Annotated in this window: 13 protein-coding genes; 8 read left to right on the top strand and 5 right to left on the bottom strand. The window is 64.2% G+C overall.

Annotated features, from left to right (window positions below; genetic code table 11):
* The 3 genes from VML93_RS30105 to VML93_RS30095 form a co-directional block, all read right to left on the bottom strand.
* A partial coding sequence (locus VML93_RS30105) for an MlaD family protein (protein ID WP_325616150.1) occupies positions 1 to 448 on the bottom strand: 448 nt, incomplete at its 3' end.
* 4 nt (positions 449 to 452) lie between these two features.
* Positions 453 to 1,262, bottom strand: coding sequence for an ABC transporter permease (locus VML93_RS30100; RefSeq protein WP_325616158.1), 810 nt, complete (start codon positions 1,260 to 1,262; stop codon positions 453 to 455).
* Between the two features lie 60 nt (positions 1,263 to 1,322).
* The gene (locus VML93_RS30095) at positions 1,323 to 2,036 is read right to left on the bottom strand and encodes an ABC transporter permease (protein ID WP_325616156.1); all 714 of its coding nucleotides are present in this window, start codon (positions 2,034 to 2,036) and stop codon (positions 1,323 to 1,325) included.
* A gap of 684 nt (positions 2,037 to 2,720) precedes the next feature.
* Here VML93_RS30095 and VML93_RS30090 point away from each other — a divergent pair.
* The gene (locus VML93_RS30090; RefSeq protein ID WP_325616148.1) at positions 2,721 to 3,491 is read left to right on the top strand and encodes a FadR/GntR family transcriptional regulator; all 771 of its coding nucleotides are present in this window, start codon (positions 2,721 to 2,723) and stop codon (positions 3,489 to 3,491) included.
* A 71-nt stretch (positions 3,492 to 3,562) separates the two neighbouring features.
* Here VML93_RS30090 and VML93_RS30085 read toward each other — a convergent pair whose 3' ends face one another.
* Positions 3,563 to 4,021: a DUF3237 domain-containing protein gene (locus VML93_RS30085; RefSeq protein ID WP_325616146.1), complete on the bottom strand. Its 459-nt coding sequence runs from the start codon at positions 4,019 to 4,021 to the stop codon at positions 3,563 to 3,565.
* Between the two features lie 291 nt (positions 4,022 to 4,312).
* Between VML93_RS30085 and VML93_RS30080 the strand changes: the two genes are divergently transcribed.
* The 5 genes from VML93_RS30080 (at position 4,313) to VML93_RS30060 (ending at position 11,719) form a co-directional block, all read left to right on the top strand.
* Positions 4,313 to 4,711 carry a DUF2834 domain-containing protein gene (locus VML93_RS30080; RefSeq protein WP_325616143.1) on the top strand — a complete coding sequence of 133 codons (399 nt, stop codon included), beginning with the start codon at positions 4,313 to 4,315 and terminating at the stop codon, positions 4,709 to 4,711.
* A gap of 164 nt (positions 4,712 to 4,875) precedes the next feature.
* Complete coding sequence (locus VML93_RS30075; RefSeq protein WP_325616154.1) at positions 4,876 to 8,376, top strand: protein kinase domain-containing protein; 3,501 nt, start codon at positions 4,876 to 4,878, stop codon at positions 8,374 to 8,376.
* Positions 8,377 to 8,516: 140 nt separating this feature from the next.
* Positions 8,517 to 10,010 (top strand): class I adenylate-forming enzyme family protein, encoded by a 1,494-nt coding sequence (locus VML93_RS30070; protein WP_325616141.1) that lies wholly within the window; start codon positions 8,517 to 8,519, stop codon positions 10,008 to 10,010.
* 2 nt (positions 10,011 to 10,012) lie between these two features.
* Positions 10,013 to 10,894 (top strand): SDR family oxidoreductase, encoded by an 882-nt coding sequence (locus VML93_RS30065; protein ID WP_325616139.1) that lies wholly within the window; start codon positions 10,013 to 10,015, stop codon positions 10,892 to 10,894.
* A 12-nt stretch (positions 10,895 to 10,906) separates the two neighbouring features.
* Positions 10,907 to 11,719: an enoyl-CoA hydratase/isomerase family protein gene (locus VML93_RS30060; protein ID WP_325616137.1), complete on the top strand. Its 813-nt coding sequence runs from the start codon at positions 10,907 to 10,909 to the stop codon at positions 11,717 to 11,719.
* Between the two features lie 38 nt (positions 11,720 to 11,757).
* Here VML93_RS30060 and VML93_RS30055 read toward each other — a convergent pair whose 3' ends face one another.
* Positions 11,758 to 12,870, bottom strand: coding sequence for an adenylate/guanylate cyclase domain-containing protein (locus VML93_RS30055; RefSeq protein ID WP_325616135.1), 1,113 nt, complete (start codon positions 12,868 to 12,870; stop codon positions 11,758 to 11,760).
* A gap of 181 nt (positions 12,871 to 13,051) precedes the next feature.
* Here VML93_RS30055 and VML93_RS30050 point away from each other — a divergent pair, with 181 nt between their 5' ends.
* The gene (locus VML93_RS30050) at positions 13,052 to 13,957 is read left to right on the top strand and encodes a lysophospholipase (protein ID WP_325616133.1); all 906 of its coding nucleotides are present in this window, start codon (positions 13,052 to 13,054) and stop codon (positions 13,955 to 13,957) included.
* Positions 13,954 to 14,754 carry an SDR family oxidoreductase gene (locus VML93_RS30045; protein ID WP_325616130.1) on the top strand — a complete coding sequence of 267 codons (801 nt, stop codon included), beginning with the start codon at positions 13,954 to 13,956 and terminating at the stop codon, positions 14,752 to 14,754. Before VML93_RS30050 ends, VML93_RS30045 begins: the two co-directional genes overlap by 4 nt.
* The last annotated feature ends 8 nt before the right edge of the window (positions 14,755 to 14,762 follow it).

The following is a 14,762-nucleotide window of genomic DNA, read 5'->3' as shown; positions in this document are numbered from 1 at the left end:
CATTTTCGAAGACCGTATTGATCTCTGTACTGACGTTCTTCGAATGCAGCACCGCGCCGGCGGCCAGCCGGGCACGACTCGGTTTCTCCGGATACAGCAGCTCGACGAACTTGGCACCGAACGCGGTGGTGGCACTGATCTGTGCTTCCACATTGGCCGGGATATACCGGATTTCGTCGGGGTCGATCTCGAGCGTCAAGCCGGCCCGGTTCTTGGCGTCACTGATCTGGCCGACGCGGCCAACCTGGACGCCCCGCATCTCGACCTTGGCCCCGGTCTCCATCACCAGTCCCGCTCGATCCGACGTCAGGGTCACCGGTACATACGATCTGAACGTTCCGGCGAACGCCGCCGTGGTGACGAACAGGAACACCGCCACAGCCACCAGCAGGATCACCGTCCACCACGCGGTGGGGATCCGATGTTGTTGGCCCGATTTGCGTTTCATTCCGCTAGCCCGCCAGATGGAAGTTGCCGGACTGGCCGTAGACGGCGAGCGTGATCATCACGATCTCCACCGCCGCGACCACCATCGAGGTGCGTACGGCCCGGCCGACGGCCTCCCCGACCCCGGCCGGCCCGCCGTGCGCCGTGTAGCCGTAATAGGTGTGGACGAGCATGACCACGATCGTGATGGCCACCACCTGAAAGAACGACCAGATGATGTCGCGGGGACTCAGGAACGTATTGAAGTAGTGATCGTAGACGCCGGAGCCCTGGCCATAGATTGCGGTGGTACCGGCCCGCGATGCCAGAAAGGCCATCATGATCGCGACGCAGTAGAGCGGGATCACCACGACGATCCCGGCGACGACCCGGGTGGACGCCAGATAGCTGACGCTGCGAATGCCGATCACCTCGAGCGCGTCGATCTCCTCGTTGATCCGCATTGCGCCCATCTGAGCGGTGGCGCCGGCGCCGATGGTGGCCGACAGCGCGACCGAGGCGGTTCCGGGGACGATGAGCCGAACATTGAAGTACGCCGACGCGAACCCGGTCAGCGCCTCGATTCCCACGGAGGCCAACTGGTTGTAGCCTTGCACGGCGACCAGGGCACCGGTGGTCATCGTCAGGAAGCCGACAATCACCACGGTCCCACCGATCATGGCCAGCGCCGCTGCGCCCAAACCCATTTGGGCGATCAGCCGCAGCAACTCGCCGCGGTAGTTGACCACAGCATCCGGAATCGACCCCAATGTGCCTGCGTAGAAACGCATCTGGGATCCGACGCGGTTCCATTCGTGTCCGATGGCGTCGCCCATGCGTCGCAGGCGCGGCGGCAGGTCGGTCGGAAGGCTCGCGGCGTGACTCATCGGTTCACCTCACGACACCGTGAACTGGATGCCGACGGCGGTCACGATGACATTGATCGCGAACAACACCATGAAGGTGAATACCACCGTCTCGTTGACCGCATTGCCGACGCCGGCGGGACCACCGCCGACCGAGATGCCCATGTAGCAGGCGATCAGCCCGGCTGCCATCCCGAATAGCGTTGCCTTGATCAGCGAGACGATGACGTCGGCGAGGCCGGTCAGCGTCGTCAGACCGGTCACGAAGGCGCCCGCCGAGACGTGCTGGACGTAAACGGTGAAAAAGAAGGCGCCGGTCAGTCCGACGACGGTCACCGCCGACTCCAGCGCCAAAGCCACCGTGGTGGCTGCCAGCACGCGCGGAACCACCAGCGCCTGAATGGGATTGATACCCATCACCCGCAACGCGTCGAGTTCCTCGCGAATCGTACGCGCACCCAGGTCCGCGCACATCGCGGTGGAGCCCGCGCCGGAGACCACCAGGACAGTGACAATCGGGGCGATCTGGTTCACGGTGCCGATCGCTGCGCCGGTTCCGGAGAAGTCGCCGGCACCGATCTCGGTCAGCAGAATGTTGAAGATGAAGGTCAGGATCACCGAGTACGGCAAGGTCATCATCAGCGCCGGCAGCATCGAGACGCGCGCCACGAACCAGCTTTGAAGCAGGTACTCGTGCCAGGCCAGCGGCGGCTTGAACATACACGTCAAGGTGTCCAGGGACATCGCAAAGAAGCCCCCGACCGCACGGACGGGCTTCGTGAGCGCATACGCGGTCAGCACCGGGGCTCCCGGAATGTGCACGTGCCCACCGGTGCTGGGCGCGCTGCGTCATGCGAGCGGACTCGGCCGCGCCCTGGCATACCTGGGCATACCCCCGCCGCCAGGACGCCCCCAGTCGCCCGCAACTGCACATAGTCGCGGCCAGCCGTCGGCATGTTGGAACGCTAGCGAGGCACACAGCCCGGTGACTGCTCCACCACGAGGGATAAAGACTCCCCCATCGGGGTCACTTCCCGCCATCCAGACGGCCAAGCGGTGACAGACGCGCCGGTCAGGTCGGCTGCCCATCTGACGGCATCGGGTTCGCGACGTCGCAAAGTGGGGCTCACCGATCCCGACATTCAACTCTCAAATCATCTGGCTCGCAGCAATTTTCGTGAGCCAGCAAGTCGACGGGTCGGATGTCGTTTGCCCAGTCGAACGTCGAATCCAATGTCGGCCAGGCAAATTCGGTGGCCTGACCCTGATCGGGGCGTCACGAGCTTGCCGACAACTGCGGACACGCGCCATCGGCCGGGTCTGCTGAATATAATGTACACACACAATCTATGCTGGATTGCATGTTGTCACCGCGTACCCGTGTCATCCGGGCCGGGCCCACGCCGTCAACCGTCTACCATCTACGGAATGGCTAGCGGGTACGTGAGCGGCAGAGGCCTCGAGGCGGCACAGGGAAGAATGAACCCGGTGCGGTCGTCGCGTGCCGAGCGCGTTGCGGCCGACCTCGAGGAGGAGATTCTCAACGGCCGCCTTCCGGTCGGCGCTCACCTGGGCCGGCGGTCGGAGATCATGGACCGGTTCGGTATCAGCCCGACGGTGATGAACGAGACGCTGCGCATTCTGCGTGACCGCGACCTGGTGTCAGTCCGACCGGGGCCTGGCGGCGGAATTACGGTGGCTTCGGCGCCGCCGCAGGTTCGCATCGGCATTCTCGACCTGTGGTTCCAGCCGTCCAACCCGCATCCGTTGGACCTCTTCGAAGCCCGGCTCTACCTCGAATTCGGGCTCACGAAAGCCGCTTTCGAGCGAGCAACCGGAAACGATGTCGCGGCGATGCGCGCGGCGATGGTAGTCATGCGCAGCACCTCGGAGGCACGCGAGTATTTCGACGCCGTGTTGGAATTCCACGGGGTGCTTGCCGCGGCAGCGCACATCCCGGTTCTGGAAGGCATGCACACGATGCTGGTCACCAGCATCGAGGTGGTACTGACTCGCGCGGTCTTCGTCGCGGGATACCAGCCGCTGCTTGCCGAGAGTCTCAACGTGCACGACGACATCGTCGCCGCGATCGCGACTCGTGATCACGTTTCCTTCATCGGCGCGATCAACCGCCATGACGAGAATCTGATACGCGCCGAAGACCCGATGCGTTCCCCGCTCACTCCTCAACACCCGTAGTTTTTGCCTGCTGGAATTATGTAGGCATAATTCTCGGGCGTGATCGGCATGGTCTTCGAATCGTGCGAGCCCTATTTGAGCGCGTATACGTCGAACAGGACTTCCGGCGTTGCCGGCGTCGCCTGACCGATGGAAATGCAGTGCAGACGGTTCATCCACGCATAGTCCGGATGCGCGGTCCGGAAACGTGGAGCGGCGTGCACGGCGGCGGTGGCGGGTACCTGGCCCCTGAGGAACTTTTCGTAGCCGTCCGGGCCCAAGTCCATCACCCCGGTGTAGGTGATCTCGATCAAGGCGCCATCACGGCTCTCCAGCGTGCCCCGAACGTCGACCAGGAAGACGCCGTCGGTCCGCAGCGTGCCGAAGTCTGCCCCGCCTGGCTTTACGCTGCCTTGCAGACGCGGGCCGGTGATCTCACCGCCGACAATCGGAAAGTCGACGCGCACGTCGCCAGGAACCGGGCCGATGACTTGTGGTGGCGCAAGCTCCAATCGATACGTGAACAGATGCCCGACCTCATAGGGATTCATGAGTCCGAAACTCCTTGCGTGAGGCGGAAAGCGCTGACTGGAAGCTGGTTCGTCACGCCTCGCGGCGTCACAATTACCCAACCGTGCGCCAGGACTGGGACGCAATCACCCGTCGGAGGGATTCTCGTTCAAAGCGAACTCCATCTTGCCCCCCTAGAGGGACGACTGGTCCGAGGTGACTCTCTAGAATATGCAGGAAGGACGCGCCGTCACCACTCATCAGATCACCGAAAACGTCGCCTCCCCAAACGAAACCGCGAACCCCATGGCGCCTACGTCAGGAACTATCAGATGCCGATACCAGCATCCGCAATCACATCCACCAACATTCGGCACGGCTTTTTCATCCTCGCCGGTGTCGTGGCGCTGGTGTTGACCTGGCCACACGCATTTCGGTGGATGTCCGCCGGCGGGAACATCCTGAACCCGGTCGAGTTCTTCGGCGACGCGATGGCCCCGGGCGGCACGGCCGCGTTCCTCAGCATCGATATGGCTATCGCCTGGCTCGTGTTCATGGTGTGGGTCGTGTTCGACAGCAAGCGGATTGGACTCGGCTATAAGTGGGGATGGATCTTCGTGGCCTTGTCCTACATCGGCGTGTCGATGGCGTTCCCCGTGTATCTCGTCACCCGCGAGAGGTATCTCGACAAACGCGCTCGGACGCACGAATTGAGCACCAGCACGACCTGACGTTCGACCAACCTGCCTGTTCGAGAACACGCGGGTTCGCCGTCGGCCTGACTTGCGGGAGTACGATTAGCGGCTGCAACGAAGGCTTCGGTAATGAAAATGCTTACAGGTCGGATTCGATCCGCGGAACTGCAGCGCGCCAACGGACTCTGTGGAACCGGGCCATGACAGCCGGTCCCGATGCCACTCAGCGCGGCCCCGCGTTGGGGATTGTCGCCGAGCTGGAGGCAGAGGGCTACCACGACGCCGAACCGGTGGGCCGCGGCGGATTCGGAGTCGTGTATCGCTGCAGCGAACCGTCGCTGGACCGGGTCGTCGCGGTAAAGGTGCTCAGTTCCGATCAAGACGATGTCGACCTCGAACAGTTCGCGGGCGAGCAGCGGGCGATGGGGCGGGTCTCCGGGCACCCGAACATCGTGCCCGTGCTGCATAGCGGGATAACCTTCACCGGGCGCCCTTACATCGTGATGCAGTATCACCGCCGGAACACGCTCGGTGCCTGGATACGCGACAACGGACCGTTCGGCGTCCGTGAAGCGATGACGATAGGGGTGCGCCTGGCCGGCGCTCTGGAAACCGCCCACCGCGCGGGTGTTCTTCATCGTGATGTCAAGCCCGCCAACGTCCTTCTGACGGATTACGGGGAGCCGCAGCTCAGCGATTTCGGTATTGCGCGCATCACGGGTAGCCGCGAGACCTCCCCCAACACCTTGGTTGGATCCCTGTCGTACACCGCACCTGAGCTGTTCGAGGGTCGCCCCGCCTCCACGGCTGCGGACGTTTACGGTCTGGCGACCACTGTCTTCACCCTGCTCAACGGCGGCCCGCCTTTTCCTTTTGCAGCAGGCGAAAATCCCATTGCGTTTGTTCGGCGGGTACAGGCGGGCCCGATCCCCGATCTCCGCGCCAAGGGCGTCCCAGACCCGATCTGCTCGGCCTTGGAACTCGGGTTGGATATCGACCCGGCACGCCGCCCAAGCTCTGCGGCAGCATTCGGTGACATCCTGCGGACGGCCGCCACCCAAGTCGGACTCAACATCGCCGACCTTCCACTGGAATTGCCACCACCGCCGGCCGACGCCGGCAGACCGGCCGATGGCACGGAAGCTGCTGTCGCAGAGGTGCATTCGGCGGTACTCGGATTGCGGTCGGACGGGTCGGCCTCAGTCCGGCGGGCGCACTATCCGCCGAGCTCGCCCACACGATTCCGCCCGCCGACATTCACTCGGCCCATGGTGCCTAGGCGACGAATCCTAGACCGGCTCGGGTCGGGGCCACGATCAAAACTGGTCCTGATCCACGCTCCCGCCGGATACGGCAAAAGCACCTTGGCAGCGCAGTGGGCCAATGTGCTCACGGGACGGGGCACACAGACCGCATGGTTGGCCATCGACGGCGACGACAACAACACGGCCTGGTTTCTGGCCCACCTGATCGAGGCGATTCGGCGCACCCTGCCAGACCTCGCGGACACCTTGCAACAAGAATTCGAAGGACACCTCGAAAACGCGCAACAATACGTCGTGAATGCCTTGATCAATCGCCTGCATTCGGACAAGCAGACTCTCGCGCTGGTGATGGAAGACTGGCATCGGGTAAGCAGCGCCGAAACCACGAACACGCTCGCCTATTTGCTGGAAAATGGTTGCCATCACCTGCATCTGATCGTGACAAGTCGTACGCGCGCGGGACTACCGCTGTCCACGATGGCGGTCCAGGGAGAACTCGTCGAAATCGACTCCTCGCTGCTCAAGTTCGATGCGGGCGAGTCCCAGGCCCTGCTGGTCGATCAGTGCGGCCTCGACCTCACCACAGGCAATATCGCCGAACTCGACGACTTCACCGACGGATGGGCAGCCGCCTTGCAGCTGGTGTCGTTATCGCTTCGTGGACATTCCGATCCCTCCACGCTGATCCAGAATCTGTCCGGGCGGCACAAAGCGATAGGCGAGTATCTGGCCTCCAACGTCCTGGACAGCCTGGAGCCCGATCTCCTCGATTTCCTGCTGTCGACCTGCATCACCAAACAGATCTGCAGCGGGCTGGCCACCGCGCTCACGGGTAACCGGGGTTGCCAAAGCATCCTCGAAGAGATCGAAACACGTGATCTCTTCCTGCGCAGCACCGACACCGAAGGGTCCTGGTTCCAATACCACCACCTGTTCGCCGACTACCTTCTGCACCGCCTCCAGCGTGACGCGGAAGATCGCATACCGGAACTACATCGCAAGGCCGCACAGTGGTTTTCGGAACACAAGATGCTCAGCCAGGCCGTGGATCACCTGAATCTGGCCGGAGACGCGCGGCAGGCAGCCGATGCGGTTGAACAAGCGGCCCCAGACCTGATTGAGCGATCCCAGATGAGCACGCTGATCGGGCTTGCGGCCAAGCTGCCAATGCAATTCGCCGATGCGCGCCCGAGGCTGCAAGTCGACCTCGCGTGGGCAAACGCCATCCTGCACCGCGTCACTGCGGTAACCGACGCGCTTCGGTCGGCTGAGGCCGCTATCGACTCGGTCCCGGCCGAGCAAGCCGGCGACCTGCGCGCCGAGATGGACCTGATTCGCGCAGTAGTCGCCGCTTTCCAGGACCGTCTGGACACCTCCGCCGCCGCCGATGTCGTGCAGGCATGTCTCGACAGGGCGGACACGCTGCACCCCTGGATACTCGGCCGGGCAGCCGATGTCGGCTCGTTTCGTGCCATCCAGGTGTTCGACTTCGACGACGCGCTGCGCTGGCAGAAGTGGGGACGCCAATACCACCAGCGCATCTCCGGGGCGCTCACCGTCGCCTACGGAGACTGTTTCTCGGCGATCGCCTCGAACGAGCAGCTCGACGTCGCCGGCGCCGAAGCGCACCTGCGACACGCGATACGCATCGCGCTGCTGCCGTCCGGACGTCCCACGTACGCCGCAAAGCTCGCTGGATCCCTGTTAGGTGAACTTCTCTACGAGCGCGGTCAACTCGACGAAGCGGAGGCATTGCTCGACGACGCCTACGAACTCGGTGCCGAAGGCGGCATCGTCGACTTCATGCTTGCCTCATTCGGCACCGGGGCTCGCCTGAAATTCGCCCGCGGCGACACGGCGGGTGCCGGCCGCCGACTTGCCGAAGGTCTGGATGTCGCCAGGAAGCTGCAACTTCCGCGGCTAGAGGCTGGTTTGCTCGATGAAACTGCTCGACTTGCCGAGATGTCGACCGAGCCGATCGACGAGTCGACGGCACGACAAATCCGGAACCCAGGCTATCAATCGCTCGACGAAATCGCCGATGTCACAGCCGAACTTGCCGAGGATGCGCAAATCAGATTGCTCTTGATCGACGGGACGCCGGCAGCGCTGGCAGCGGCGTGCCAGCGCGCCCGCGCTCGTCTGGAGCATGTTGATCGGGACAGACGCCCGCGCGCGCAGCTACGCGCCACGCTCCAACTTGCACGCTGCCTAGCCGCGGCCGACGATACGGATGAAGCACGAGAAGTCCTGGCACCCGCGCTGAGAACCTGCGCCGCACTGGGATTAAGTCAGTTGCTCGTCGACGAAGGGCCCGGGCTGCTCCGTATTGCGAAGGATCTTGCTACGCAGAACGAAAGCAGTTCGGCCGATGACGCGCACTCCGCGAATATCCGGAATTTCACGCTGAGTCTTGGTGATAAGCAGGAGCAATAGCGCCGGCGGCTTTGTCGATGTGCGCCCCGGTACCAGTAGGTCTTGACCAAGGCCGCTCTCCTCGCTACGGTCTGACCATTAATATATTTAGTCAAGGCCGCGAATTGACCGTCACAGCTGATATCCGTTCCCTCCCCGACATGGCACGCGTCTGGTCGGCCAGGACGCCGAACAAGGCCGCATTGATCGACGGCGGACGTGTGGTCACATACACCCAGCTCAACGACCGATCGAACCGCATCGCCAATACGCTGGCCGCGGCGGGCCTACGGCCCAGCTCGCATGTGGGCTTCCTGGGCAAGAACTCCGCTGCGTTCTTCGAGGTCTGGTTGGGCGTCAGCAAGGCGGGGTGTGCGCTCACGCCGCTGAACTGGCGCAGCGCGCCAGCAGAACTTGTGGAAGTCGTGCAGGACGCGAAGATATCGCTGATCTTCGCGGGGCGTGACTTCACCGAGCTCGCCGAGCGGGTCCGCCAGGCGACGAGCCCGGCCGTACAGGTCGTCTCAGAAGACGAGTTAGAGCGGTGGTTTTCAGGTGGCAGCCGCGCGGACCCGGATGTCGTCGTGACCGACAGCGCGACCGCTCTGCTCGGCTATACGTCGGGCACCACCGCCGCCCCTAAGGGGGTGCCGATTACGCATGGCGCCCTGATGAATTGGTTCCGCGCCGCGGAGACGGAGCCGTCGGTGCGCTGGGACTCCACTGACGTCGGCCTGATGGTCATGCCGAACTTTCACCTCGCGGGCACCTTGGTGTCGCTCCCAGCGCTGTATCACGGCGCGACATTGGCGACGCTCTCGGCGTTCGAGCCAACCGCCTTCAAATTCGCCGTCGAGGCACACCGGCCCACCGTGACGTGCCTGGTCCCCACCGCCCTGCAGATGCTGTTGGACCACAAATCGGGACAGCCGACCGACTACTCGTCGTTGCGCCGAATTCTCTACGCCGGCTCGCCCATCGGACAGCACACCCTACAACGAGCGCTGGACACGTTCGGCTGCGAATTCGTCCAGTTCTACGGAACCACCGAGACATTCATCATCACGCTGCTGCGGCCCGAACAGCACCGACTCGACAATCCTGACCTGCTGACATCATGCGGCCAACCAATGCGCGGAGTCGAACTGCGAATCGTGGACCCGAGCGGACGCGACCTAGCCGCCGGCGAAGCGGGCGAAGTGTTGGTGCGCTCCCCGTGGATGTTCAGCGGTTACCTGAACAAGCCCGACGCAACCGCCGCAGCGATCGTCGACGGCTGGTATCACACCGGCGATGCCGGCGTTCGCGACCAGAACGGCAACGTCTTTCTCGTCGACCGACTCAAGGACATGATCGTCAGTGGCGGCGAGAACATCTACTCAGCCGAGGTCGAGCGGGCGTTGGCGGCGCATCCGTCGGTTCGATCGGTCGCCGTGGTCGGCGCACCCGACGAAAAGTGGGGCGAACGGGTGGTGGCCTTCGTTGTCCGCTACCCTGACGCGCCCGGTGACGTCTCCGAGCTTGTGTCACATTGCCGCGGTCTGATCGCCGGATACAAGGTTCCCAAGGAGATCCACCTGATCGACTCGCTGCCCCAGACCGCCAGTGGAAAGGTGCAGAAAGCGACTCTACGCCAACAGCTTCGAGGAGAGTAGCCGTGACCTATCAGTCAGTGTTCAAGCAAGAAGTCTTCGCCGGCCAAACGGTGGTGATCACCGGCGGAGGCAGCGGAATCGGGCGATGCACCGCCCACGAACTCGCCGCGCTGGGCGCTGACGTGGCGATCGTCGGCCGCAACGCCGACAAACTCGGTGCCGTGCGATCCGAGATCGGCTCCGACGGCGGGCGAGTCTCCGTCCATACCGCCGACATCCGCGACGAAGCCGCCGTCGGCGACGTCGTCGACGCGATCCTCGCCGAGCACGGACGCATCGACGGGCTGTTCAACAACGCCGGCGGCCAATACCGGGCACCCCTGGAGACCATCACCACCAAGGGTTTCGAAGCGGTGGTGCGCAACAACCTGACCGGCGGGTTCATCGTGATGCGCGAGGTTTACACCAAGTGGATGCGGGAGCACGGCGGCGCCATCGTGAACATGATCGCCGACATCTGGCACGGCTGGCCACATTTCGCGCACTCGGCGGCGGCTCGGGGCGGCATGCTGACGCTGAGTGAGTCGGCCGCTACCGAGTGGGCCGCCGCGGGGGTGCGGGTGAACACGATCGCGCCCGGGTCCATCGCGTCGAGCGGGCTGGACACCTACGACAGCAAGGACACCGACTTCATCCGAAATCAGGTCGCACGCGAGATCCCGTTGCAGCGCTTTGGAACAGAGGCAGAGGTTTCCGCGACAGTGGTTTTCCTGCTTTCGCCGGCCGCCAGCTTCATCACCGGAACCTGTATCCGGGTCGACGGTGGCGCGCCGAACGCCAAACCGGGCTGGTGGGAACTGCAACCCGTCCAGCACAATGCACCGTTCGACGGTTTCCACCGCTCAGCCCTGCCCGCAATCCTCGACTCCAATCGGACGAGCTAGGAAGGTCCTGTCATGTCAGCAAAGGTGCTGTACGAGAAGCGTGATGAGGTTGCCTACATCACGCTCAACCGCCCAGAAGTAAAGAACGCCATCGACATCGAGGCCCACGAGCTGCTGTGTGGCATCTGGCGCGACTTTCGCGACGACCCAGCCCTGCGCGTCGCCGTGATCACCGGAACAGGCGATGCGTTCACCGCGGGCGCCGACCTGAAAACCCATGCGCCCGAGTGGCAGACCGTCGGGCCGATGGTCGGACGCGAACGTCTGGAGGACGGCCTGTGCGGGATCACAAGGGGACCGCTGTCGCGCATCACCAAGCCCATCGTCGCCGCGATCAACGGCTGGTGCGTCGGGCACGGCGTCGAGCTGGCGATGGCGTGTGACATACGTATTGCCTCGGAGCGCGCCCAGTTCGGCACCTTCGAGGTGCGCCGCGGAATGCATCCGGCTGACGGCGGCATTCCGCGCCTGGTCAACACCTGCGGTGTCGGGTTTGCAATGGAGATGCTACTGACCGGCGAGCCGGTCTCTGCCGAGCGCGCGCTGACGGCGAACATGGTCGCTCGAGTGGTGCCGCACGAGAAGCTGATGGACGAGACCGACGCGCTGGTACAGCGAATCCTGCGCTGCGATCAAGCCGCCATCGAATCGGCCAAGGAGACGGTGCTGGAAATCATCGGCCGCCCGTTGTACGACCAGCTGCGAGTCGAAGCGATGTGGGGGTATGCCCTGTGCGGCGGCAATGCAAGCGTGATGGACCGCTCCCAACAGTTCTTCGACAAGGTCGATCGTGGCCGAGCCGGGGCGACATCCACTCCCCTGTAACCACGCAGCGCAATCCGGTAGGGCGATATCCAGCGGGGCTACCCGGACGCCCGGACGACGCGGAAAAGTTTCACCTCGCTGCTGACACCTTTGAGGCGTCGTGCGCCCGCGGGCGACCAGTCGAATCCGGCGGTATTTCCGGCGGCGTCGCGGGTGGACTCGGCAACCATGACGGTTCCGGGACGCGCTTCGGCAGTGACGCGACTCGCCACGTTCACCGGACTGCCGAACCAGTCGCCGGCACGGCTGACCGCAAGTCCGGACGCGACGCCAATTCGCAGGCGGGGCAAGTCGTTTTCGGCTGCGGCGTCGATGAGGTCCAGGACGGCGTGCAGCAGCGGCACCGCGTCGAAACTGACGAGCATCACCGCATCGCCGATCGACTTGACGAACCGCACCGGCGGTCGCGCGACATCGTGGGCGACGTCGGCGAATCGGCTGGCGACCCGCTCCAGATCCTCGGGCGGAATGGCCTCACCCAGCCTCGTGAAGCCGGCCAGGTCGGCGAAACACACCGTTACAGTGCGCCCACCCGGGAGCGTCCCCGCCGCCCTCTCGGCGGCAGTGACGGCGTCCGTTTCGAACGAGCGGCGCAATTCCAGGCGTATCAGGTCTTCCATCACCGACCCCAGCATCGGGGCGGACCTGAGCGCGAGCTGCTCCGACGCTTGAGCCAGCTCGACCTCGCTGGCACCGGGCCGCAACAGCGTCTTCAGCCCTGCGTCACGCATGATCTCCGCGACGTGCCCCAGGTTCTCGATAACCACCCGCATCATGGCGACCGTGTCGTCGGGATCGAACCCCAGATCGAGAAAGAACTTCGCGCTCGCGGCGGCATCTCCGTCCGCGCGCAACAGGATGGCCGCGTCGGGATCACCGGTCTGCAAGCCGATCGCGCGTTGTAGACGTTCCAGCAGGTCCAGTTCAATCCCGTTCGCCTCGCACACCTCGCGGGCCGATACGTAGTGGTTGTCGTCACCGAGCACTTTGCTCGCCGGCAGCATCAGCGGGGCGGCGGCCGAGCCGCAGATGTGGTCGATACTGAAGCCCCGGTCGAGCAGCCAGTCGATCAGTTCGACGCGCTCCTTGCGCGCCTCGCCGTCGAGGCCGTCAAGCAGGCCTAATGCCTCGAAATCGAAGTCTGCTGCCACATTGCCAATCTAAAGCCCGTACGCCAATCTAAAGCCCGTACGCCAATCTGAGGCCCGTACGCCGATCTGACGCCCGTACACCTACTTCTGGGAGCGGTGCGCACGGTAGGGCCTCACTTCGGCCCCGATCGCGGAGCCTGGCGCCTTGACTGTTTCGGTCTGACCATTTTAATGTTTAGTGGTGATCTTAGCCCCGCCTCCCGACAGGCTCTCCTGGCGTTCCGCCGACGGCACGCAACTCGTCGGCTGTCGCTGGGCGCCTCAGGACGACCAGAGAGCGGCGGGCGTTGTCGTACTGATCCACGGCATGGGCGAGCACATCCGCCGATACGACCATGTTGCCGAGGCGCTCACCACCCAAGGGTTTGTGGTGTACGGGCACGACCACCGCGGCCACGGCGCGTCCCTGGCGGCCACGGACGAACCCGGCCACCTCGGGCCCAACGGGTGGCGGGCACTGGTCGAGGACCTGAATTTAGTGATTGCTCAGGCGCGATCGGACCATCCCCACTTACCGGTTGTGATGGTAGCTCACAGCATGGGTTCGTTTGCTACTCAACAGTTTCTGCTCGATCACGGCAGCACCGCGGATGCGGTCGCGCTGACCGGAACCGCGGCCTTGGACCTGCTGGAACCCGCCTTGGACCTGTCCGCTGATCTGGAGCTGTCCCTCTTCAACACCGCATTCCACCCTGCGCGTACGGATTTCGACTGGCTCTCCCGCGACGAGGCGATCGTAGACGCCTATATCGCAGATCCATTGTGCGGCTTCGGCCTCGACATCGCGTCGGTGAAAGACATGTTCGCCGGAGCCAGGCGACTCGCAGATCCCGCCGAGATGGCCCGGATTCCCGGCGACCTGCCGCTGTATGTGGCGGTGGGATCCCAGGACCCCGTCAATGCCGGGCTCGCTCTGCTGTGGCCACTCGTGGACCGTTACCGGGCCGCCGGTCTCGGCGATGTCACCGTCCGCGTCTACGACGAGGCCCGGCACGAGATTCTCAACGAAACCAACCGGGCAGAGGTGATCGACGACCTCTTGCAGTGGCTGCGGCGAGTGTCGACAACCGTAAGGAAAAACCGATGACAGACGACCAAAAGGCCGAAATGCCTGCACCCAAGGAGCTCAACGCATCGACTGCGCTGATCGTCGGCGGCACCGCCGGTATCGGCCTGGCCTCGGCCCGGGCGCTCGCGGCGGCCGGGGTACCACGGATCGTGATCGTCGGCCGCAACGCCGAACGGGGCGAACTCGCCGCGAAGTCGATCGCCGAACTCGGTGCGGCGGCGCACTTCGTCGCTGGGGACGCAACGGATCCCGATGGCGCAGCCACGGTTGCGGCAGAGGCCGATCAAATCCTGTCAGGTATCGACATCCTGATGTGCAGCACTGCCGCCGACGTCCGGCCCGAGCTGTTCATCAACATCCCGACGGGTGACATCGGCCGGATGCTCACCCAATTGGCTTTGCCGTCAATGCATATGGCCGGCGCTGTGCTGCCGGGCATGCGGAGTCGCCGGAGCGGCGTCGTCGTGAACGTGGCGTCCGACGCGGCCAAGACCGCAACGCCGGGCGAAGCGATTATCGGCGCCGCGAAGGCGGCCATCGTGATGTTCACCCGTACCATCGCCATCGAGGAAAAGCGGTACGGAATCCGCGCCAATGCACTTACGCCGTCGCTTGTCCACGGCACCGCTTCGACCGAACGGATCACGGCAGATGGGTTCAGCGCCAAACTCTTTGCCCGAGCGGCCCAGCAGGCTCAGCTCGGTGTCCCGACGGCCGACGATATCGCCGGGCTGACGGTGTTCCTGTGCAGCCCGGCAGCGGCGCGGCTGACCGGACAGGCGATCAGCGTCAACGGCGGCATCTCCGCGGCATAGACCCGGCG

Origin of the sequence: Mycobacterium sp. (genome assembly GCF_035499775.1) — a bacterium.
Taxonomy (GTDB): domain Bacteria; phylum Actinomycetota; class Actinomycetes; order Mycobacteriales; family Mycobacteriaceae; genus Mycobacterium.
The sequence above is the reverse complement of the archived record's forward strand: the minus strand, read 5'-3'. Positions and strand labels throughout refer to the sequence as shown.